Annotated in this window: 18 protein-coding genes; 12 read left to right on the top strand and 6 right to left on the bottom strand. The window is 57.5% G+C overall.

Going from position 1 to position 23,158, the window contains the following annotated elements; genetic code table 11:
* Window positions 1–5 precede the first annotated feature (5 nt).
* The gene (locus tag H8E27_07400; GenBank protein MBC8325435.1) at window positions 6–782 is read left to right on the top strand and encodes a hypothetical protein; all 777 of its coding nucleotides are present in this window, start codon (window positions 6–8) and stop codon (window positions 780–782) included.
* Between the two features lie 134 nt (window positions 783–916).
* On the top strand, window positions 917–2,368 hold the full coding sequence (locus tag H8E27_07395; GenBank protein ID MBC8325434.1) for an arylsulfatase: 1,452 nt from the start codon (window positions 917–919) through the stop codon (window positions 2,366–2,368).
* Window positions 2,369–2,392: 24 nt separating this feature from the next.
* Here H8E27_07395 and H8E27_07390 read toward each other — a convergent pair whose 3' ends face one another.
* The 3 genes from H8E27_07390 to H8E27_07380 form a co-directional block, all read right to left on the bottom strand.
* A complete protein-coding gene (locus H8E27_07390; GenBank protein MBC8325433.1) occupies window positions 2,393–3,064 on the bottom strand; it encodes a VWA domain-containing protein in 672 nt (223 codons plus the stop codon).
* A gap of 136 nt (window positions 3,065–3,200) precedes the next feature.
* Window positions 3,201–3,677 carry a dual specificity protein phosphatase family protein gene (locus H8E27_07385; GenBank protein ID MBC8325432.1) on the bottom strand — a complete coding sequence of 159 codons (477 nt, stop codon included), beginning with the start codon at window positions 3,675–3,677 and terminating at the stop codon, window positions 3,201–3,203.
* A gap of 168 nt (window positions 3,678–3,845) precedes the next feature.
* Window positions 3,846–4,601 (bottom strand): sigma-70 family RNA polymerase sigma factor, encoded by a 756-nt coding sequence (locus H8E27_07380; protein ID MBC8325431.1) that lies wholly within the window; start codon window positions 4,599–4,601, stop codon window positions 3,846–3,848.
* 196 nt (window positions 4,602–4,797) lie between these two features.
* On the opposite strand from H8E27_07380, the gene H8E27_07375 reads away from it, so the two are divergent.
* Window positions 4,798–6,114, top strand: a complete 1,317-nt coding sequence (locus H8E27_07375; GenBank protein ID MBC8325430.1) for a Gfo/Idh/MocA family oxidoreductase — start codon at window positions 4,798–4,800, stop codon at window positions 6,112–6,114.
* Window positions 6,115–6,191: 77 nt separating this feature from the next.
* Here H8E27_07375 and H8E27_07370 read toward each other — a convergent pair whose 3' ends face one another.
* Window positions 6,192–6,719 carry a redoxin domain-containing protein gene (locus tag H8E27_07370; protein MBC8325429.1) on the bottom strand — a complete coding sequence of 176 codons (528 nt, stop codon included), beginning with the start codon at window positions 6,717–6,719 and terminating at the stop codon, window positions 6,192–6,194.
* Between the two features lie 96 nt (window positions 6,720–6,815).
* Window positions 6,816–7,775: a hypothetical protein gene (locus H8E27_07365; GenBank protein ID MBC8325428.1), complete on the bottom strand. Its 960-nt coding sequence runs from the start codon at window positions 7,773–7,775 to the stop codon at window positions 6,816–6,818.
* A 37-nt stretch (window positions 7,776–7,812) separates the two neighbouring features.
* Here H8E27_07365 and H8E27_07360 point away from each other — a divergent pair, with 37 nt between their 5' ends.
* The 9 genes from H8E27_07360 to H8E27_07320 all read left to right on the top strand — a co-directional run bounded on the left by H8E27_07360 (window position 7,813) and on the right by H8E27_07320 (window position 22,108).
* On the top strand, window positions 7,813–11,667 hold the full coding sequence (locus H8E27_07360; protein ID MBC8325427.1) for a PQQ-binding-like beta-propeller repeat protein: 3,855 nt from the start codon (window positions 7,813–7,815) through the stop codon (window positions 11,665–11,667).
* Between the two features lie 47 nt (window positions 11,668–11,714).
* Window positions 11,715–13,091 (top strand): DUF1501 domain-containing protein, encoded by a 1,377-nt coding sequence (locus H8E27_07355; protein ID MBC8325426.1) that lies wholly within the window; start codon window positions 11,715–11,717, stop codon window positions 13,089–13,091.
* Window positions 13,092–13,157: 66 nt separating this feature from the next.
* Window positions 13,158–14,120, top strand: coding sequence for a sialate O-acetylesterase (locus H8E27_07350; GenBank protein ID MBC8325425.1), 963 nt, complete (start codon window positions 13,158–13,160; stop codon window positions 14,118–14,120).
* 41 nt (window positions 14,121–14,161) lie between these two features.
* Window positions 14,162–15,211, top strand: coding sequence for an alpha/beta hydrolase (locus H8E27_07345; GenBank protein ID MBC8325424.1), 1,050 nt, complete (start codon window positions 14,162–14,164; stop codon window positions 15,209–15,211).
* Window positions 15,212–15,263: 52 nt separating this feature from the next.
* Window positions 15,264–16,676, top strand: a complete 1,413-nt coding sequence (locus H8E27_07340; protein MBC8325423.1) for an aldehyde dehydrogenase family protein — start codon at window positions 15,264–15,266, stop codon at window positions 16,674–16,676.
* Between the two features lie 122 nt (window positions 16,677–16,798).
* Window positions 16,799–18,076 carry a hypothetical protein gene (locus H8E27_07335; GenBank protein ID MBC8325422.1) on the top strand — a complete coding sequence of 426 codons (1,278 nt, stop codon included), beginning with the start codon at window positions 16,799–16,801 and terminating at the stop codon, window positions 18,074–18,076.
* A gap of 74 nt (window positions 18,077–18,150) precedes the next feature.
* A complete protein-coding gene (locus tag H8E27_07330) occupies window positions 18,151–18,693 on the top strand; it encodes an ankyrin repeat domain-containing protein (GenBank protein ID MBC8325421.1) in 543 nt (180 codons plus the stop codon).
* 14 nt (window positions 18,694–18,707) lie between these two features.
* Window positions 18,708–20,444, top strand: a complete 1,737-nt coding sequence (locus tag H8E27_07325) for an acyltransferase family protein (protein MBC8325420.1) — start codon at window positions 18,708–18,710, stop codon at window positions 20,442–20,444.
* A gap of 53 nt (window positions 20,445–20,497) precedes the next feature.
* Window positions 20,498–22,108 carry a sulfatase gene (locus H8E27_07320; protein MBC8325419.1) on the top strand — a complete coding sequence of 537 codons (1,611 nt, stop codon included), beginning with the start codon at window positions 20,498–20,500 and terminating at the stop codon, window positions 22,106–22,108.
* Here H8E27_07320 and H8E27_07315 read toward each other — a convergent pair.
* Window positions 22,105–23,094, bottom strand: a complete 990-nt coding sequence (locus tag H8E27_07315) for a C-terminal binding protein (protein MBC8325418.1) — start codon at window positions 23,092–23,094, stop codon at window positions 22,105–22,107. The two genes, H8E27_07320 and H8E27_07315, sit on opposite strands and share 4 nt — an antisense overlap.
* Window positions 23,095–23,158: the final 64 nt, after the last annotated feature.

Genomic DNA, 23,158 nt, shown 5'->3' with positions numbered 1-23,158 from the left:
CCGGCCTGTGTGTCGGGGGAAATGCGGCGGACAATTTCGCCAAAGACAAACTAGTCGCGTGGTGCATCGTCCCCTTCGACGCCAAGCAGCGCGGGCCGGCCGAGCGCGCGGCGATGTTGCAGCGGCTGGGACTCAAGCGGGTGGCGTATGATTGGCGGGCGAAGCATGTACCGGAATTTGAGGAGGAGATTCTGCAGTACAAAAAACACGGTCTGGAATTCTTCGCGTTCTGGGCTGTTCACGAAAAAGCGTTCCAGCTGTTCGAGAAGCACAAAATCTCACCGCAAATCTGGTCGATGTTCCCTTCGCCTAAAGGCAGTTCGCAGGAGGCAAAAGTCGCGGCAGCGGCGAAACAACTTTTGCCGCTCGTGGCGCGCACAAAAAAAATGGGCAGCAAACTCGGGCTGTACAATCACGGCGGCTGGAGCGGTGAACCGGCCAATCTCGCGGCGGTGTGCCAATATTTGCGTAAACATCACGATGCAAAACATGTGGGCATCGTTTATAACCTCCACCATGGCCACGGCCACATTGCCGACTGGGAAAAGTCGCTGCACCAAATGAAACCGTATCTCCATTGCCTGAACCTCAACGGCATGAACGATGGCGCGCAGCCGAAGATTCTCCAGCTTGGTCGCGGCAAGCATGAGGTGGCGATGATCGCCACCATCCGCAAGTCCGGCTACACGGGGCCCATTGGCATTCTCGATCATCGCAGTGATACGGATGCAGAGATTGCCTTGCGGGAAAATCTTGATGGGTTGGAGAAAATATTGAAGTGATTTTTCACCACAGAGACACAGAGCGCACAGAGGTGGGGCAAGCTGTCCCAGCACGCCGCTTTCCAATTTTTCTCTCTGTGTTCCTCTGTGTTCTCTGTGGTGAATTGGGTTTCGCCGCCGACAAACCCAACATCCTGTTCATCCTTGCCGACGACTTGGGCTACGGCGATGTCGGCTGTTATAACGCGCACTCCAAGGTGCCCACGCCGCATCTGGATCGGTTGGCGAAGGAGGGCATTCGGTTTACCGACGCGCACAGTCCCTCGACAGTTTGCACGCCCACGCGCTACAGCGTGCTCACCGGCCGCATGGCGTTTCGGCTGAATTATCGCGGAGTGTTTACCGGCGTGGGCGGGCCGTGCCTAATCAATCCCGGCCGGATGACGCTGGCCAGTTTGTTGAAACAACAGGGCTACGCCACGGCCATGTTTGGCAAATGGCACGTGGGCCTCACGGCCTTTGATAAGGAGGGCAAGCCCATCCACCAGAACGGATTGGCCGCTGTGCAGCGGATGGACTACGCGCGCCCAATCAAAGGCGGGCCGCTGGATCACGGCTTCGAACGGTTTTTTGGAACGGCCTCGTGTCCGACGACCGATTGGCTGTACGCCTATATTGATGGCGATAAAATTCCCGTACCACCCACGCGCATTGTGGATCGCGGGCCGCTGCCCAAGCATCCGTACTCACGCGACAACCGCCCTGGAATGATCGCGCCGGATTTCGATCTGGAAGAGGTCGACCTGGTGTTCCTTAAGAAGAGTCAGGAATTCCTCGCGCAACACGCCAAGGAATCCCCCGACAAACCGTTCTTTCTCTTTCACTCCATGCAGGCCGTGCATCTACCGTCCTTTCCTGGCGACGCGTTCAAGGGCAAGACAAAGACTGGGCCGCATGGCGATTTCATTTTTGAAATGGACCACATTGTCGGCGAACTGATGAAGACGCTGGAGCAGCATGGTCTCGCCAAGAATACGCTCGTTATTTTCTCCAGCGACAACGGCCCCGAGGTGCCCACCACCATCGCCATGCGACGCGATCACCAACACGATGGGGCTCGTCCGTGGCGCGGTGTGAAGCGCGATCAATGGGAAGGTGGCCATCGCGTACCATTCATTGCCCGCTGGCCCGGCCGCATCCCCGCCGGCCACACGGCAGATCAAACCATTTGCCTGACCGACCTTCTGGCCACCGCCGCTGCGATCACGGAATTCAAGCTGCCCAACAATGCCGGTGAGGATAGTTTTAATCTACTCCCCGCACTGTTCGGTGGCCGCGAGCCGGTGCGTGAATACACCTTGCACCAAACCATCAGCCTTGCGCTGGCCATCCGCCATGGCGATTGGAAGTATCTCGATCATCAGGGCTCCGGCGGCAACAACTACCACCGCAGCGGCGAATGGGGCATGAAACAGTTTGCCCTGCCCGAGAACGCGCCCGGCGCGCCGGGACAATTGTACAACCTCAAAACCGATCCGGGCGAGACGACCAATTTGTACCTCAAAGAAACCGAGCGCGCCCAGACACTCAAAACCCAGCTCGAAGAATTCAAACGCACCGGCCGCAGTGCGCCGGAGAGAAACTGACGCACCGCGACCTGTTGGATCCGGTTAATTTTTGTGCAGCGAATTCCAGTCGGAGGCTGAGCTGGGTGAATCCACAGGCTCATCGCGAAAGGAAACCTCCTCGCGCCCCCCTTGTCGATAGCTGGAGATGGCCGAGGAAATGGAGTTCCACGCCATGGCCGTTCCTGCGCGAGTCTTGTCGAAGGACAGTGTCGAGTGGCGATTGATTCCATAATCCATCGCGTCGTTGATGGATGCCATGTCCGAGCTCTGGAAGGCGAATTGCCAGCCTTCTCCCTGCTTTTCCTCAATCATTCGCGCCACCTTTTGTTTGGTATAACGACGACTGGAGTTTTCCTGGCCGTCAGTGATGATGACCATAATGACTTTGCCGGGCCGGTGAGATTCCGGCTTGCGGGCGAGGGACTTTTCCAAACTACGGATGCCGTACCCGATGGCGTCCAGTAGTGGTGTTCCGGAGCGGGGCACGTAGGTTTCCCGATTCAACTTGGGGACCTTCCCGATGGGCGCGGACCGGTGTATGATGTCAAATGGATCGACGTCATCGAACTGCACGAGCGTCAGCGCGGCCTTGCCGGGTTGCTGCTGTTGCTGCGCAAGGAAGGAGTTGAATCCGTCAATGGTTTCCTCGCGGATTTCCTCCATCGATCCGGAGCGGTCCAGGAGAACGGTGATGTGTGTCTTGTTGTTTTTCATGTTGTTCCTTTTGTTTTGGGTTAAAAATTGTAGTAATTTCTGACAATCCGCCAGATTAGGCCCAGGATTGCGCCGACGCAATAAGCCCAACACAGATCTCCCGGCTCGGCGGCGAGGATCGGTTCGCAAAACTTCATCACACGGACCTCCGCTCACTAACTGCCAGCCGCCCTAGCAGTCGGTCTGGTTGCCCGGCCAAAAACTGGTTGGCCGCGGCGCCAAGCCCGGTTTTCAACACTATGTCAAAGTGTTGGAGAATCAGCCGGTTCGGCCAAAACGGACGACCCTCGGGATGATCGGCGGCAAGCCGAGCTACCACCTCATTCTCGTCCCAGCCCAGCGCCGCCAACACCCCCAGCGCTGTGGCGGTGCTGCGAGAAATGCCCGCTTGGCAGTGGACGAGAAAACGCGTGCCCTCAGGTTGTTTGCGGACGAATTCAAGAATCCGTTCCACCTGTTCCCGGCGCGGTTCCCGCCCCCAATGGAAGTCCTCACAGATGTCATCAAAAAATTCCCGATGATGATTGGGATGCGCAAACTTCAGACTGCCCGGGTTGCTGACCACGCTGATGACCGCGTCGAATTCCCCGTGCAACTGCCGAGCTTCGTTCACGTTTCGAACCAGGAGGGGGCTTGTGGTTTTGGATTCATTTATAACTTCGCTCATATGCCATCATAAACGGGGATCCAAACCCAAAACATTTGGTGAAATTCAAAAAAATTTCAGCACAACCGAAGAGACCTTAAAAACAGGGAGGCTGGGAGGTTGGCGGCCAAAAAATTACGCACCCCCGCCCGCTTCCTCGTAATGTACGATCTTTACCATCTTTTCAAAAATCGGCATCAACTCATGCTTGGTAAGGCGCACTGCGTTTTCTGCAACTTGAAATTCCTTCGCCACGTCCTTCGCTCTCCTGCCCCGCCCAGCGTATTCAAGAAAAATGTTGAGCCGCTTCGTTTTTATCCCATGCACATCACGCATTCTCTTCAGCGTAGTTTTGGTGAGATACCGAATTTCCTCACGCCTCCACCATTCCTCAAATTCTTCGACCGAAGAAACCCCACCCGTTTCCAACTCGGTTTCAACGGGTATTTTTTTTCTAAGGACGTCAATCGCTGTGCTCTTGGTTACCGTCCATAGCCAGTTGCGGAACCGACCCTTATGTTTGGTGTACTGGGTGATTTTCCGGAAGACTTTTTCCAGCACGGTGTTGACGATGTCCAGCGCCTGCTGATCGTTTAGGCCCGACTTGCGGGCCGCGAATGCGATGTATTCTCGGTATCGTAGATTAAACTCGTGGCTTGCTTGATTGCGTAAGCATTCGTCGGAAGCCTTCAACCCATCGAGCATCGTTGGGTCGGTACTGATATTCAATTCATCGCGCTTCTTGTCTACCTGCTGATTGGTTTCTAGCGAAGAACTGACCTCCTCAGGACTGACCGGGTCGGTGTAATTTGATTCAAATTGGTCCTGTGAATCTCCTTTCAAGTCTTCGCCGGAATTTGGATATTCAGAATTAGATGTGCCTTGATTCATCAAATTGCGTGGAAACATCAACTCGCGTACTCACACACCTGTCAAGCCCCGCGTTGGTTTGGCCAAGGCAGCCACCGCCAAAAGACAAGATGGTGCGTCGGTCTGGACACGCGGTAGCGCGTCCCCATCAAGCACTTTGGCCCTTGATGCTATTGCCGTGTGGCGGCACAATTCTCCCTGACACACTCAATAAACTATGAAACGCAGAACCTTTCTCAAGACCACTATCGGCGCCGGCTTTGTGGGCTCCGCCGCACCCAATCTTTTGCTTGGCGCGGCTAAGGATAAGCCGAACGAAAAACTGAACATCGGCATCATTGGTTCAGGCGGACGCGGCTCGGCGAATATGCGCGGTGTGGCCTCGGAAAACATCGTGGCGCTCTGCGATGTAAACGGCCAAACGCTCGCCGCAGCGCAAAAAAAACATCCGAAGGCCAAGGCGTATTTTGATTGGCGGAAATTGTTGGAGGACAAATCCATCGATGCGGTCACCGTCAGCACCGCCGACCATTGCCACGCGCTGGCCGCCGTGGCTGCGATGCGCGCGGGCAAGCACGTTTACTGCGAAAAACCGCTCGCCCACAGCGTGCACGAGGCGCGCGTGATGCGTGAGACCTACGCCAAGACGGGTGTGGCCACGCAAATGGGGACGCAAATTCACGCCACCGATAATTATCGGCGCGTCGTCGAGCTGGTGCAGAGCGGCGCTATCGGCAATGTCAGCGAGGCGCATGTGTGGTGCAGCCGCACCATCAATCCCATCGGCGCGCCCGTGCTCGAACGCCAGTCGCCGCCCGATTGGTTTCACTGGGACGAATGGCAGGGGCCCGCGCCCGATCGCGATCACAATCAAGGTTACTGGAAAGGCGGCAACCTCAACTGGAACCGCCGCTGGGATTACGGCAACGGCGTGCTCGGCGATATGGGCAGCCACCTCATCGATCTCCCATGGTGGGCGCTGGATCTCAAAACGCCACTCACCTGCGAAGCGCACGGGCCCGATGCCGACCCCGTCGCGTGCCCGCCGTGGATGCGCGTCACGTGGGAACACGCCGCCCGTAAAGGCAAAGGGCCGCATCGCGCCCCAGTCAAAGTCGTGTGGTACCACGGCGGCCGCAGCAAACGCGACCGGCCGACCATCAACACCGGTATGGACTTGGGCAAATGGTTTAACGGCATTTTATTCGTCGGCGACAAAGGAATGTTGCTCGCCGATTACGGCAAACGGATTCTGCTGCCGAAAGAAAAATTTGCCGACCACAAAGCGCCCAAGCCGTGGATTACCAAATCGCTGGGCCATCATCAGGAATGGATTCACGCTGCCAAAACCGGCGCACCCACCACTTGCAATTTTGAATACTCCGGCAGCCTCATCGAGCATAACCTGCTCGGCAGCGTGGCCTACCGCGTCGGCAAAACATTGCAATGGGACGCGAATCATTTAAAAGCCACCAACGCTCCCGAAGCCGCCAAATACATCCGCCGCGATTACCGCGAAGGCTGGACGATTTAATGGCCCTCATTTTTCCGGGTAACACAAAAAAAGGCCCGCTGAATGGCGGGCCTTTTCCGTTAAATTGATGATTCAATTTACTTCGCACCGATGCCCAAAGCCTTGAGTGTCTTGGCGGCATTGGCGCCGTCCTGGCCGGCTTTTACTTTTTTATCGATCTTCAGGATCTTGCCGTCCTTGCCGATGTAAAACGTCCACCGATGTGGGAATGGCCGCGCGGCCGTCACCACGCCGTAGGCTTTGGCGGTGGTTTTGGTGGGATCGCTCAGGATGGGATAATCCAGCTCCAGCGATTTAGCGAAATTGATGTTGCCCTTTTTACCATCGGCGGGATCGCAGCTGGCGGTGAAGTAGGCCGCATCAAACTTCTTCAGTTCATTGCCGTTCGCACGGAACGACTTGCATTGGGCCGTTCAGCCACCGGTAAATGCCTTGGGAAACCAAGCGATCACCACCGCCTGTTTGCCTTTGTAATCGGAGAGCTTGTAGGTTTTACCGTCACTGCCTTGGAGTGCGAAATCCGGGGCGGCATCGCCGACCTTGAGATCCGCCGCGCCAAGAAGGGTGGTGAGAAATCCAGCCATGATGATGAGTGTTTTTTTCATGTTAACGTTTGTTCGCCAGTGATTTCAACGGCGTGTTCAATTGACGGAGGGTAGGTTTCCAATGTTCAAAAAACAAGCGCGGATTTCAGCACATCCCTATCGGTGCAAGGGCAGCATCGGGACCAACAACAAATCCTCCAACGCCGCGGTGGCGATGCCAGCGAAGCGGTCGCCTTCGCCGTAGCTGACCACGGCGCGGTTGCCCTGCACGAGCAGCGAATACACTGTAAGATAGCCGCGCCAAAAGCCTTCGCAGTCGCCGCCGGTGATGACGGGGGTTTGGCTGATCGCTTCGGGCGCGAGGGTTTCGGAATTGAGACGCACCAGAAAATCGCGATAAATCATTTGGTCGTCCTTTTGGTGCACTAATAAATACCGTGCCTCGCCGATGCGTTGGGGGACGGTGCTGAGGGAAATCATTTTATCGGCGAGGCCGTTGGCCGGAGGTTGGAGTTTTGTTTTATTGACCAATCGAAAACAGGCGGTTTCAAGATCGGCCAAACTCGCCAGCGTGGTTTCGGGGTAAAAACTGTAAAGGCAATAGAGCGAGTCCGCGCGGGGAATCATCACCCAGTTTTTTTCAATGCCTTGGATTTCGAATCCCTCAATTGTGATGGGGCGAATCAACGAGATTGTGCGTGCAGCTACATCAACGCGTGAGAGGGCCATTCCAATGTTGTAGCCTTGCACCCAAAGGATGTGGGTGCAGTAAAGTTGATTTTGAAAAACGAACAATCGGTAATCTTCCGTGCGCCACGGGAGGTTTGGGAAATTTTCAAAGCGCACATCGTAATGTGCCTCGACCACGGCAAGCGAATCGTCCAACCGAAAAAGCACGGCTTGGATCGGCAAAAAATTTAACGACTTGTCGGCGTTGCGCGCAGCTTGATCATGCGGTTCGCAGCGGGCGATGCCCCAGACGGCATCGGCGTGTTGCGCGAGCGATGGATTAAAGATGCCTCCGGGAAACCGGTCGTAATCCAGGCCGAGCCTTTGGCGATCATAAGCTATCATCGGCGGCGCAGCATCGGCGTTGGCGGCGGCGCTGGCAAGCAAGGCTTGTGTCTTCCTGCGCGCGCGGCATAATCACCAGATGCAACCTATTCGAATTCTTGCCGGATTGATGTTGGCCGGATTCATTTTGATTTCCACAACGCACGCCGCGCCAAGCATCCCCCAATCGCTCAACCTCAAAGGCGGCTTCGTCGTCCACCTCGGTTGTGGTGATGGCAAACTCACTTTAACGCTCCGGCCCAATTCTCGATTTCAAGTGCACGGCCTTGATGCCAATCCGGCTAATGTTGCCAAGGCCCGCGCCGCGGTGAGGGCGGCGGACGTGTACGGCGCGATTTCAATTGACCGCCTCGCTGGCAATTCGTTGCCGTACATTGACAATATGGTAAACCTGTTGGTGGCAGAAAATCTGGGCCCCGTGCCGATGGCGGAGGTGTTGCGCGTGCTCGCGCCGGAAGGAGTTGCCTATATTAAGAACGGCGGCGAATGGAAGGCGACAACCAAGCCGCGCCCGGAGGACATTGACGAATGGACGCACTATCTCCACGACGCCGGTGGCAACGCGGTGGCGCACGATAAACAAGTCGGGCCACCGCGGCATTTGCAGTGGCTGGGCAGTCCGCGTTGGAGCCGGCATCACGATCGGATGGCGAGTATGAGCGCGTTGGTTTCCACGGGCGGGCGGGTATTTTATGTGATGGACGAAGGCTCACGCGTGTCCATCCAATTGCCCGCACGCTGGACGTTGGTGGCGCGCGATGCGTTTAACGGCGTGATTCTTTGGAAGAAGCCGATGAAAAAATGGCACAGCCATTTGTGGCCGTTGAAGAGCGGGCCCACGCAATTGGCGCGGCGGTTGGTTGCGGTGAAGGATCGCGTGTACATCACGCTCGGCGTCGATGAACCGGTGAGCGTGCTCGATGCCGCCACCGGCGAACTCATCCACGAACTGCCCGGCAGCAAAGGCGCGGAGGAGGTCATCGTCGAGGGCGGACAGGTTTTTGTTTTGGAAAGCACAGAGGAATGGGAACTCAATTCGTTTTTGCCGTTTCATAATACCGGCGATCAGGCGCGCGTGCGGCGCGACTTCGCGTGGAACAAAAAAAAGCGCGAGGTAAAGGCGTACGATTCGGTGACCGGCAAACGCATTTGGGGGCACAACAGCAAAGTCGCGCCATTGACGATGACGGCCGATGAACATCGCGTGTTTTTTCACGACGGCGAAAAAGTAGTGGCGCTCAATCGTTCCTCGGGTGATGTGGCGTGGAACGCGGGCAAGTCGTTTTTGCCAGAAGTGGTGCGGTTTAATTTCGGCCCCAAGCTGGTGAGCCACGACGGCGTGGTGCTCTACGCCGGCGGCGATCGCACGATGAAAGCCATTGACGCCAAAACCGGCGAGCAACTTTGGGAGGCGCCGCACGCTCGCGGCGGTTACCAGTCCCCGGAGGATTTGCTGGTGATGCGCGGGATGGTTTGGAGTGCGCCAACCACCAGTGGCCGCGACAGCGGCATCTTCACCGGACGCGATCTGCGCACCGGCAAAGTGAGGGTCGAGATTCCGCCCAACGTGGATACCTACTGGTTCCATCACCGCTGTTACATCGCCAAGGCCACAGATAATTTCCTGATGCCCTCGCGCACCGGCATCGAGTTCATCGATCCCGACACCAAAAACTGGGACATCAATCACTGGGTCCGCGGCGGCTGTCTCTACGGCGTGATGCCCGCCAATGGATTGACCTACGCCCCGCCGCACAACTGCGCGTGTTATCCGGAGGCCAAACTGTTTGGCTTCAACGCGCTGGCCTCCGCCTCGCCATCCCGCGCGCTGGGCAAGGTCATCGAATCCAACCGCCTCGAGCGCGGCCCCGCCTTCGGGCAGGCCACCGACACCGGCGGCATTGGCGAAAGCGATTGGCCCACTTACCGGCACGACAATCTGCGCAGCGGGTTTTCAAAAAATAGTGTCGGCGAAAAACTTGCCCAAAATTGGGCCACACAATTGGAAGGCAAACTCAGCGCCGTCACGATTGCCGAAAACAAACTCTTCGTCGCCCGCGTGGACGCCCACGAAGTCGTCGCGCTGAACGCAACCTCCGGCAAGGAGCTGTGGCGCTTCACCGCGGGCGGGCGCGTGGATTCGCCGCCGAGCATTCGCGACGGGCGCGCCTATTTTGGCAGCGCCGATGGCTGGGTGTATTGCCTGCGCGCACGCGATGGCGCGTTGGCGTGGCGGTTCCGTGCCGCGCCGGAGGACCGCCGACTGATGGCTTACGAACAGCTCGAAAGCGTCTGGCCCGTGCACGGCAGTGTGCTCATTCGCGATGACCAAATTTATTTCGTGGCCGGTCGTTCCAATTTTCTCGATGGCGGAATGCGCTGGTTTGCGCTCGATGCTTTCACCGGCAAAAAAAATATCGAGGTCGTGCTCGACGAAAAGGAGCCGGGCGAGAACAAAAATTTGCAGGAGCGAATTCAGATTTTGCAAATGCCCGTTGGCCTGCCGGACATTCTTTCGAGCGATGACAAATTCATTTATATGAAGTCGCAAAAATTCGACCGCGAAGGCCAGCGCATCGGCCTCGGCCCGCACACCGGCGACTTCGCCGGGCAAGGCGGCCAACAGGGCGGCGACACCGCGCACGTGTTTTGCCCCACCGGTTTTCTCGATGACACATGGTTCCACCGCAGCTATTGGGTTTACGGTCGCAGCTTTGCCGGCGGTCACGCGGGCTATTATCAAGCCGGCCGTTTCGCGCCTTCGGGACGCTTGCTGGTTTTTGATCAGGAAAAAATTTACGGCTTCGGTCGCAAACCGCAGTACCTCAAGTGGACCACTGTCCTCGAGCATCAACTCTTCGCTGCCAATCGCGTTCAAAAAGCCCCGCCGCCCGCCGCCAATAAACCCAAGCGCCCTGCCGCAAAGGCCGCAATGGTTAGCTTCGGCGTGCCCAGGACGATGGATCCCACCGGCAAAGCACTGACCGTTTCCGCGTGGGTTAATGCCAAGCGCCCCAGCGGAGTCATCCTCGCCCGCGGCGGCCCGCAAAACGGTTTCGCATTGGTGATGCAAAACGGCACGCCAGCATTTCTCATTCGCGCAAAAGACAATCTCGCCAGCGTCACCGCCCGCGGCAAGTTTGGCGGGCGATGGGTGCACGTCACCGGCGTGCTCGATGCCAACAAACAAATGCATATTTACATCAACGGCCAACCCGCCGGCCACAGCAAAGCCACCGGTCTCATAGCCAGCACGCCGTTACAAGGCCTCGAGATCGGCTCTGACGACGGCAGCCCCGTGGGCGCCTATCGCAGTCCGAACACCTTCAGCGGCACTATCGACACCGTGCGAATTTATCATCGCGCCCTGAGCGATGACGAAGTCGCCGCGCTCCACGCCGACAAAGCCCCCGCCAATGATCCCGCGTTGATGCTCGCCTGCGATTTTGAAAAAGGCAAAGCCACCGACGCCTCCGGCAAAAACCATCACGGCCAGTTGATTGGTGCCCGCTCCGTTTTGGGACGTGACGAAGCCAGCGGCCTCGCGATGCAATTCAAAGCCACCGCCGGGGCCGCCGCCGGCAGCGCAAGCGTGCCGTACGATTGGACGACGGACCTCCCCATCCTCGTCCGCGCAATGGCCAAAGCCGGCGACACGCTTTATGTCATCGGCCCGCCGGACCTCGTGGACGAAGAGGAAAGTTTTGTAAAACTCACCAAGGGCGATCCCAAGGTGCAGAAAATTCTCACCGCCCAAGCCGCCGCTCTCCAAGGCAAACAAGGCGCCATTTTGCTCGTCATCAACGTAAAAACCGGCGCCACCCAAGCCACCCACAAACTCCCCGCCCTCCCCGTGTGGGACAGCCTCGCCGTGGCAAATGGGAAATTATTTTACACCACACAAACCGGTGAAGTCATCTGCTTGGGTGAATAAATTCACCCTCGCTATGCGTCTTAAAATCGCATAGTTTACGAATTGTTATGGTTGATCTTTTTGGCAACTCTGATGGCGGCCAAGCCCATTGCGATGGGTTTTCGCGGCGCGATTTTTTGAAGGTCGGCGGCATGGCCGCGGGCGGGCTTTCGCTGGGGCAACTGCTCGAGGTGGAGGCGGCGCAAAAAACCGGCCGCTCGCACAAGGCGGTGATTAATATTTACCTTCCCGGCGGTCCGTCGCATCTGGATTTCTTCGACCTCAAGCCCGAGGCGGGCAAGGAAATCCGCGGCGAGTTCCGGCCGATTAAAACCAACGTGCCCGGCGTGGAGATTTGTGAAATGTTTCCGCGCCTCGCGAAGATGGCCGACCAGTATTCCATCATCCGTTCACTGGCCGATTCCGATGGTGCGCACGATTGTTTCCAGTGCATGACCGGTCGGCGCCAAAGCGAGAAGCGCAATGCGCCGCAAGGCGGCTGGCCGAGCTGGGGTTCGTGGGTGAGCAAGTTGCAAGGCTCGCAGGCGGGCGTGCCGGCGAATCTTTCGCTGATGTACCCCACCGGCAACCGCACGTGGGGCCAAGCCGGCAACGGCGGCTTCACCGGCGCGGCCCATTCGCCGATGCAGCTGGTGCAGAAAAATCCAAACGCCAAGGCGCAAAGCCTCGCGCTGGAGGGGATCAGCCTCGACCGCTTGAACGACCGCAACCGGCTGCGCGGTGCCATTGACAAGTTCCGCGCCACCGCCGATGCGACCGGCCAACAGTCCGACCTCGACGCTTATAACGCGCAGGCCCTCGGCATCCTGTCCAACAGCGGTCTCATGGACGCGCTGGATGTTTCCAAGGAAGACCCGCGCATCGCCGAGCGGTACGGCGTGAATGATTCCAAGTACCAACGCGATGGTGCGCCGAGGATGATTCGCAACTTTCTCATCGCCCGCCGTCTTGTGGAGGCCGGGGCGCGCGTGGTGTCGCTGAACTACAGCCGCTGGGACTGGCACGGCGGCGACGGCATGAACTTCCCGCGCTCGCGCCAGGAAATGCCACTGCTGGACCAGGGCCTCTCCGCGCTGCTCACCGACCTCAAGGAACGCGGCCTCAACAAGGACGTGGCCGTCGTGATGTGGGGCGAGTTTGGCCGCACGCCGAAGATCAACAAAAACAACAGTCGCGACCATTGGCCGCGCGCCAACTTCGTCTTTATGGCTGGCGGCGGTATGAACCACGGCCAAGTCATCGGCTCCACCGACAAACACGGCAACGAGCCCAACGATCGACCGGTGAAATTTCAGGAAGTGTTTGCGACGCTCTATAATTGCCTCGGCATCAACACCGCCACCGCCACCGTCACCGATTCTCAGGGTCGTCCGCATTACCTCGTGGACAGCGGCATCAAGCCCATCCGCGAGTTGGTCGGCTGATTGGCTTAGAAAGGGCTCGGCGATTTTTTCCCTGTGCCCTCGGCCGCTCTGCGGTTAGGTTCCGGTATGCGAATCCCTTTCATGCCTCTCGCGCTATTGCTGGCTGCATTCATCATCACCGGTTGTCAAACGTCATCCGATGCCGTGCAGGTGTTCATCCTGGCCGGCCAATCCAACATGGAAGGACAGGGTGTGGTGGACCTCGACCACCCGCGCAACTACAACGGCGGCAAGGGCATTTTGAAAAACGTCATGACCACGCCGGAGAACAAAACCCGCTACGCTCATCTCAAGGACGCCAACGGCACTTGGACCGTGCGCGATGATGTCTTCGTGCGCTTCCGAAACCGGAGCGGCGTGATGGCCGGTGGGTTGACGATTGGCTTCACCGGCTACGGTTCGCAAAACAGCCGGCATCATATCGGGCCGGAACTTCAAATTGGCCATCGGCTTGGCGACGCGATTGAGACGCCGGTGTTGCTCATTAAAACCGCGTGGGGCGGCAAGAGTTTACACAAGGATTTTCGCCCGCCCAGCGCCGGCGGCGAGACGGGTGAATTTTATCAAAAGATGCTGGCCGAGGTACGCGAGGGCTTGGCAAATGCCGCGACGGAGTTCCCCGCGCTGGCCGGCAAGGAACTGGAGATCGCCGGCTTCATTTGGTTTCAAGGCTGGAACGATATGTTCAACAAGGAGGCTCTTGCGGACTACGAAACCAATCTTGTGCACCTCATCAAGGACGTTCGCACGGAGTTTAAGGTGCCCAAGCTGCCCGTCATCATCGGCGAGCTGGGCAACGGCGGCCCGCAGGGAAGCGCCAACATGCTCGCCATTCGCGCCGCGCAAAAGGCGGCGGCGGAACGGAGGGATTTTCGCGGCAATGTATTGTTTGTCCCCACCACCGCCTTCGCGCGGCCCAAGGAACAATCGCCCAACGTCGGCCACGGGCATCATTGGTTCGGCAATGCGGAGAGTTATTTTTTAATTGGCGACGCGCTGGGCAAGGCAATGATCGACTTGCGCCGCTGATTTCCATTTGCCGCACGGCGATTTTCAGGCAGACTTACCCCATGAACCGCATTCTCTGTTTATTATTTACGGCTGTGCTTTGCGGTGCCGCCGAGCCCACCTCCAAGTCCAATGAAAATCTCCAGCGCATCCTCAAGCGTTACCCCGCCGCCGATGCCAATCAGGACGGCATCCTCACGCACACTGAGGCAAAGGCATTTCAGAAACTTCGGAGCAACCGCGAGGCCAACCGCCCCGTGCTCAAGCCCACGAATGCCGACATCGCCTACGGCACACACGCACGGCACAAGCTCGACCTTTGGCTCGTGAGGAACGACCGCCCCACACCGCTACTCATTTGCATCCACGGCGGCGGCTTTCGCGCAGGCGACAAGAGCAGCTACCACCGGCAGGTGAACCTCATCAAGCGCATGCACGCCGCGGGCATCTCGGTGGCAGCCATCAACTATCGTTTCACCGAGGGTGGCAACAATCCGCTGCCCGGTGCGATGCACGACTCGGGCCGCGCGCTGCAATTCCTGCGGCATCACGCAAAAAAGTACAACCTCGACAAAACCCGCTTCGCCGCCACCGGCGGCTCGGCCGGCGCGTGCATCCTCATGTGGCTCGGCTTCCACAATGACCTTGCCGATCCGGACAACGCTGATCCCGTTAAACGAGAATCCACCCGCCTCATCGCCCTCGCCCCCAGCGGAGGCCAACCAACCCTCAGCCCCGTGACTTTTCGCAAATGGTTTGGCGTGAAAAATCTCATCCCGCATCCCGCCATGCGTGCAATCTTCGGCCTGCGCGGCGAAGGGGACATTGAGTGGACGCCGCAACTCACCGAACGCGCCCGCATCAATTCCCCCATCACCTACCTCACGCGCGACGACCCGCCCTGCTACCAAACCTACGGCTCGGCTGATTCGCCAGTCACCGAAAAAACCAATCCAAACCAGTGGGTGCACCACCCGCGCCTCGGCATCGAGCTCAAGGAAGCGATGGACCAGCTCGGCATCGAGTGCCACGTGCAATACAAAGGTGGCCCGCCCATCAAGGCGTACCGTGGCGTGAATGATTTTCTGGTGAAAAAACTCACCGGGAAGTGAGAGTGATTAGTGAAAATAAAACGGACTCGCAGCGAGTCCGCCGTTTTGATTTATGAAAATGTTTTTAAAAAGCAAATGGGCCGAGCGCGACTCGCGGATCGACGTGGTCAATCCGTTCAACGGCGAAGCCTTCGATACCGTGCCGGCGGCGACGCCAGCGGATGTGACCGCTGCCGTCGACGGCCTCGTCGAGGGCGCGAAGATCATGCGGGCAATGCCAGCGCTGGAGCGTTGCGACATTTTGCGCAAGGCGGCACTACTCCTGCGCGCGCGCGAAGATGAAATCGGCACACTTTTATCGACCGAGGAAGGCAAGATTCTGGCCGAGGGAAAACTCGAGGTCACGCGCGCGGCGGAGACGATTGACCTTTCGGCCGACGAAGCCCGGCGCATCACCGGCGAGGTGCTGCCGCTCGATGCCGCGCCCGGTGGTGCAGGCAAGCTCGGATTCACATTACGTGTTCCCGTGGGTATCGTCGCGGCCATCACGCCCTTCAACTTTCCGCTCAACCTCGTGGCGCACAAGATTGGCCCCGCCATTGCCGCAGGCAACGCCGTCCTCATTAAGCCCGCCACCGACACCCCGCTCTCGGCCTTGAAGCTAGTGGAGATTCTGCTCGAGGCTGGCCTGCCTCCAGAAGCGATCGCCTGCCTCACCGGCCTGGGAAGTTCCATTGGCGCGGCAATCTGCGCGGAGGATCGCATTCGCAAAATCAGCTTCACCGGTAGTGCCGAGGTGGGCAAGGCCATCTGCGCCGCCGCCGGGCTGAAGCGTGTAACCATGGAGCTCGGCTCCAACAGCCCGCTCATTGTGCTCGACGACGCCGACCTCGAGAAGGTTGCCGCCGCCACCGTCGCCACCGGCTTTGCCAATGCCGGACAAGTTTGCATCTCCTGCCAACGCGTCATCGCCACGCCGGGCATTCACGATAATCTGCTCGACGAACTGCAGCCGCGCGTCGCTGGCCTCACCGCGGGCGATCAGTTGGCCGAAGGCACCAACGTCGGGCCGCTCGTGCGCGAAGGTGACGCCGTGCGCGTGGCAGAGTGGATTGGCGCAGCCGCCACCAACGGCGCGCGCCTCCTCTGCGGCGGCGAACGCGACGGCGCAGTCGTCCAGCCCGCGCTGCTTGCCGATGTCAGCCCCGACATGCGCCTGAGCTGCGACGAACTCTTTGGTCCCGCTGTCGGCGTCACACGCGCAGCGAACATTGACGAAGCCATTGCGCTGGCCAACGATACCCCCTACGGCCTCAGCGCCGGCATCTTCACCGAAAACCTCGACGCCGCCCTGCGTTTCGCCCGCGAGGTGGAGAGCGGCAACCTGCACATCAACTGGGGCCCCATGTGGCGCGCCGACCTCATGCCCTACGGAGGGCTCAAAGACAGCGGCCTCGGCAAGGAAGGCCCCAAGTACGCCATCGAGGAAATGACCGAAACCAAAATGGTGGTCATTCACGGGTAGTTTTTTATCAATAAAACATTCGACTATTTTATTTCAGTGAATGTAACCACTTTGCCTTTTTGGCGTATTGATTTGAAATTGGCCTTGAGCCAGAGTTTCACCATCATCCTGTTATGAAAAATATGATTCTAATTTTGGTGACGGCGGGGTTGACCTCGGGAGCCACGTTCTGGATGGTTTCGACGGGACATTCCTCAGCCCGGGATGAGGCAGCTTCAGATTTGGTACGCACCAATGAGGAGACCAAAGCCGGGATGCGCGGTGAGTTGAATGCGGCGAAAGCGCGGGCGGCGGTGATTGTTACCGTGGATGGCCATGAAGCCCAGGAACCCACAGTGGCCACAGTGCAAGAAATTCTGGCGCGGTTGCAGGAGTTGAAGCCGGGCGACACACGGGTGAAACGGCGGGCGGTGTATTTTCTGGAATCGCTGGTCGACCGGGGGGATGCGGCGCTGCCGGGGATAGCAAATTTTTTGGAGCGGAATGTAGATTTGGAATTAGGATCGCTGGACCCCCCCAAAGCGCAAGCGGCCAAAGAAAAGAAAACTGCCGGAGACAAAAGCAACGGCAAAGAGGGTAAGAAACTTGCCGCATCAGCCTGGAATTATTTCCGGCCGTTTCCGAAACCAAACGATGAATTTCCGGCCACACTGCGATTGGGGTTGCTGGAGGTGGTGGCGGCCATCGGCTCGGAACAGGCGGAGCAGTTGCTGCTAAAGATTTTGGAAAACACCCGACGCGGTGTGGAGGTGGCCTATCTCGAAACCGCCCTGCAAGAAATCGCGCGTGACCTGTACGTGGACAAAATTCTCGAGGCCACACGGCGCTTGCTCACGGAGCTGCCGCCCATCACGGCCGACTCGATGGCGGTGGATCGCCGCGCAAAAGGTTTTCTCTACGCCATCCTCGTGAAATACAAGGACCTCGTTTTTGTGGACACCGCCAAGACACTGCTCATCACCGCTGACGGCCGGCTCGATGGCGATGTGCTGCGTTATCTGCGGCAGGTTTTGGGAACGGATGCGTTGCCAATTTTTCATACCGTGATGAACGATGATCGGCTTACCGACGACCTTGACCGGTACGCCATTCGCGATGCGATCCTCCGTCACATTGGCGCGGATCCGAAGGCGGATGTGTTGCTGATGCAAACCATGCGGGAAGGGATGGCCCAGCAGGAAGAAAGCGGAGCGTTAAATTGGGGAGCGATAAAACTGCCGCTCAGCGCGCTGATGCAGGGCATCAACGAGGCACCCGCACAAAACATTGCCAACCGCCGCCGGTTGATTGAAAATTTCCGTGACGAATTTGATCATCCACAACTCAACAGTGTCCTCAACAAAATGGACGCCGGACTCGAAGCGGCACAGCAAGGGGTTATTCGGGGCGGCAGCAAATAAACTTCGAGAAAAATGGTAACAAAGTCCGCCAGACACGCGTAGTAAAAGTGACAAGATGGACTGAATTGAAACAAATGAATCAACTACTCATAACCCCACTGATTGCCGCGCTGCTAATTGGCTGCGGCAATAAAGAAGAAACCGCGAAACCAGCCCCACCCAATGTGGATGTCTTCAAGGCAGCAGGTGAAGGGAATCTTGAGGCACTTAAGCAACATATCGCAGCCGGCACCGACCTGAATCAGCGTTCGACGGATGGCCAAAAAACCACCCCACTGATGGCGGCCGCTGGCTTGGGGCAAGCGGAAGCTGCCAAGATGCTTATTGAAGCCAAGGCGGACTTGAACCTCCAAAATAAAGATGGCAATACCGCGTTGCATACGGCCGCATTCCTGTGTCACCCCGAGATCGTGAAGGCACTCCTAAAGGCGGGCGCGGATAAAGCAATCAAATCCAACACAGGTGCAACCGCACTCGATGGAGCGCTGGCACCTTGGGATCAGGTCAAGCCTATCTATGATTTATTAAACGGAATCCTTTTTAAACCGGCTGGGATTCCGTTGGATTATAATCGAATCCAGCAAACCCGGCCCAAAATCGCCGAGATGCTGAGTTAGCACTGGGAAACTTTTTGGAGCAACCTCCTGTCATTGAGTCCACATCACCTTTGCCGGTGTTGGAAAAGAAACGCTTCCACGACCTGGATGCCCTGCGTGCATTCGCGATGTTGCTTGGCATTGTGCTGCACGGGGTGCTTTCGTTTTTTCCCGTGCCCATCTGGCCGGCACAGGATTTGCAGCAGCCGGTGGTGGAAGTGCCCGCCGCGCTGGCTACGCCGCTTGAGGCTGCGGGGCTCGACGCGCCGCCGACTTACAGCCCGTATGAGTTTGTTCTGCACGCGGTGCATGGCTTTCGAATGCAATTGTTTTTTTTGGTGAGTGGCTTTTTTACCGCAATGCTGTGGCGCAATCGCGGTTTGAAATCACTGGCCAAACATCGCGCCAAACGGATTCTGCTGCCGCTCGCAATTGCTCTGCCGCTGGTTTGGGGCGCCATCATTCCCGCCGGGATGTACGGTGATGCAAAGAAAAAAGAAGTGGCGGCGATGCAAGCAGAATCCAGACTGGAGAATCCCGGCGAAACTGCGGACGTGGATATTTTTACCGCATTGGATCCGCAGTATGCGGGGGCACTCAAACGGCACATTGCGGGTGGCACGGATTTGGAAACGCGCGAGCCCACCGGCGGCAGCACACCGCTGATCGTGGCTGCGCTGTACGGCAACACCGAGGCGGCACGGCTGCTGGTGGAAGGCGGCGCGCTGGTGAATGCGAAAAATAAGGAAGGCGATACCGCGCTGCACTTGGCTGCTTTTTTCTGCCACACAGATTTTGTGGCGCTGCTGCTGAAAAATGGCGCGGAGGTGAACGCAAAAAATAAAAAAGGCGACACCGCGCTTTCGAATGTCAGTGGGAAATGGGGGGAAGTGGAAGGCATTTACAAATTTGTTGACGGCCTGTTTCAATTGAACTTGGACTTGGAACGCGTCAAAGCCACCCGACCGGTCATCGCCAAAATGCTCACCGAGGCGGGCGGCCAACAATCCGAAGGCGGCAATCTCAAGGGCGCGCTTGGCGGACCACTGATGATGCTTATCTTTTTCGCGCCGGTGTTTCATCATTTGTGGTTCCTTTATTATCTCGCGTGGTTGGTGGCAGGTTTCCTTTTGATCACGTGGCTGCTCGGCAAACTTAAGTGGAAGGCGTTGTCCGATGGATGGATCACCTCGCCGTGGCGTTGGCTATGGCTGTTGCCGGTCACCTTTGTGCCGCAACTGATGATGCCCGGAGACTTTGGGCCAACCACCGCGGTGGGTTTTTTGCCGTGGCCGCCTTTGCTGATTTATTACGCGATTTTCTTCGGCTTCGGTGCAATGTGTTTTGGACGCGACTCATTTGAAAACAAAGTGGGCCAACGATGGCCGCTGAGTTTTGCGCTCGCGGTACCCTTGCTGCTCGCGGGACTGTGCCTCGTGCGCAGCAGAAACAACGGCGCGCTGCTAGCCGCCTGCACGGTGGCTTATACGTGGCTGATGATCTTCGGCTTTATCGGTTTCTTCCGCAAATTTTTCTCCGGTGAAAACAAATTCATCCGGTACATCTCCGATTCGTCCTACTGGCTGTACATCGCGCACCTGCCGGTGATCATGCTGGTGCAGGCGTGGATCAGCCCGTGGGCGCTGCCGAGCATTCTGAAATTCCTCATCGCCTGCGCCCTCACCACCCTACCGCTATTGGTGATTTATGAATTCGTCGTCCGCTACACATTCATCGGCACCATGCTCAACGGCAAACGATCGCGTGCCTGAGTTTGACTTTCCGAACAACGCCGGTACATTCGGGTTTCACTTTTTTGTATGCTATGAAAAAATCTGTTCCCATTCTCATCGCTTTTGTATTCGCAGCGGCTTTGGCCCACGCCAAAGATCAGCGGCCCAATATTTTGTTCATTTTTTCTGATGACCACGCGCCGCACGCCATCGGCGCGTACAATGGCTGGTTGAAATCGGTGAACCCAACGCCGGAAATTGATCGGCTGGCGAAAGGGGGTATGCTGTTTGAGAAAAGTTTTTGCTCAAACTCCATTTGTGGCCCGAGCCGAGCGGTGATCATGACCGGCAAACACAGCCACAAAAACGGTTTCATGAATAACGGCAATAGCTTCGACTGGAAGCAACAGATTTTCCCAAAACTATTGCAAACGGCCGGCTATCAAACGGCTATCTACGGCAAGAGCCATCTCAAGGGCCAACCGCAGGGGTTTGATGATTGGGCGGTGCTGCCGGGGCAGGGTCTCTATTATAATCCGGATATGATTTTTCCCAATGGCCGGCGGCGCATTGACGGCTATTGCACGGATGTGGTGACGGATCTTGCAGTGGAATGGCTTACCAAACAGCGTAAGGATAACCAACCCTTCATGATGATGGTGCAGCACAAGGCGCCGCATCGCAATTGGATGCCCGCGATGCGCCATTTGCATCTTTATGATGACATCGAGATTCCTGAGCCGGCCACGCTCTTCGACCAATGGAAAGACAACGCCCCGCCCGCGCGCCATCAGGAACTGGAAATCGATCGGCATATGGATTTGAACTACGACCTCTTTGTCGATCTCACGCCGGATTATGACCAGCCGCCATCGCAAAAAAGTCAGGACCGTTCCGCGTGGCGCAACATGAAACGCATGACGCCCGCGCAGTTGAAACAATGGCGGGCTGCCTACGCGCCCAAGGACGCCGCGTTCCACAAAGCCAACCTCACCGGCAAGGCACTCGTACGATGGAAGTTTCAGCGCTATGCGAAAAATTATTTGCGTTGCGTGAAGGGCGTCGATGAAAGCGTCGGCCGGCTGCGCGCCACGCTCAAAGACCTGGGCCTCGCCGATAACACCATTGTCATTTATTCTTCCGATCAGGGTTTTTACATCGGCGACCACGGCTGGTACGATAAGCGCTGGATGTACGAGGAATCGCTGATGATGCCCTTCATCGTGAATTGGCCGGGCGTCACCAAGCCGGGCGCGCGCGACACGCATCTCATCCAAAACCTCGACTACGCCGAAACCTTTCTCGACATCGCCGGCGCAAAAATCCCCGCCGATATGCAGGGCGCTTCGCTCGTCCCATTGCTCCGCGGGCAAGATCCAAAAAACTGGCGCAACAGCATTTACTATCACTACTACGAATACCCCAGCGTGCATATGATCCCCCGCCACTACGGCATCCGCACCGAGCGTTACAAGCTGATGCACTTTTATCAGTTTGGAAATGAATGGGAACTCTACGACCTGCAAAGCGATCCCGATGAGCTGCAAAATCTCTACGGCAAAAAAGGCACCGGCAAGCTCGCCGCAGATTTAAAAAAGAAACTGCGCGGCCTGCAAAAACATTACGAGGACGACAGCGATATTTCGGAAAAGCCCAAAGAGTGGCAGGACAAAGTCCGCCCCGGCACCGCCACGAACAATTAAAGCCCGTTCACCACGTTGTCCAGCGGCTGGCCCAGCACCGCTTGCTTGGCGATGCGGGCGGAAGTGGTGCGCATTTCAATCATGCCCTCCACGCTGCAAAACGCCGCGTGACAAGTGGCGATGAGATTGGGCGTGCGCGCTTCGGCTTTGGTTTTGAGTGGCTCGTCCTCAATCACATCCAGCCCCGCGCCGGCGATCACGCCTTTTCGCAACGCGGCAAGCACCGCTTTCTTGTTCACCACCCCCCCGCGCGCGGTGTTTACGAGATACGCCGTCGGCTTCATCAGGGCCAATTCCTTTTCCGCAATGAGATATTGCGTCTCGTCATTTAGCGGACAATGCAGCGACACCACATCCGATTGCTTCAGCAGTTGGGTCAAAGCATCCACGCGCTCAATGCCCACCGCCTTGTGCACACCGCTGGGCAGATACGGATCATAAAATACCACGCGGAAGCCAAGCGCCTTCGCACGCAGTGCACTCGCCGTACCAATGCGGCCCAGCCCCACGATGCCGAGGGTGAGCGAGCTTAACCGGCGCAGTTTGTGTTTCACGTGCAGCGTCCAGCCGAGCGATAATGCTTCGCGGTTAAGCGGAAAGAGCTGCCGCACCTGCGCCAAGGCCAGCGCAATGGCGTGATCGGCCACCTCCTCGGTGCCGTAATCGGGCACGTTGCAAACGGGAATGCCGACGCGCGCCGCAGCGTCAATATCCACCGAATCAAACCCCACACCGTTGCGAATAAGTGCGCGGCAGTTTTTTAACCGCGACAAGGTTCGCTCGGTGATACGCGTGTTTTGCCAAACCACCAATACTTCTGCATTAAGAATTTCCGCCGTGAAATCGTTTTCGGAATTAATGAGGAAATATTTCGTGCGCGAGATATTGCCAAGCACCTTGGCCTCGATATCCACTCCACTGCTGCTGGCCGGCGCGGTTTTCCAATCGAGCACCGCGACCAATGGCTTTCTTTTGTTGTTCGCCATTCCTATTTGCCGTTCCTATTTGCCGTTCCTATTTGCCGTTCCTATTTGCCGTTCCTATTTGCCG

The sequence above is a fragment of the Limisphaerales bacterium genome (assembly GCA_014382585.1).
In the GTDB taxonomy this organism is placed as follows: Bacteria; Verrucomicrobiota; Verrucomicrobiia; order Limisphaerales; family UBA1100; genus JACNJL01.
Note: the sequence above shows the minus strand (reverse complement) of the source record. Positions and strands in the feature narration are given on the sequence as shown.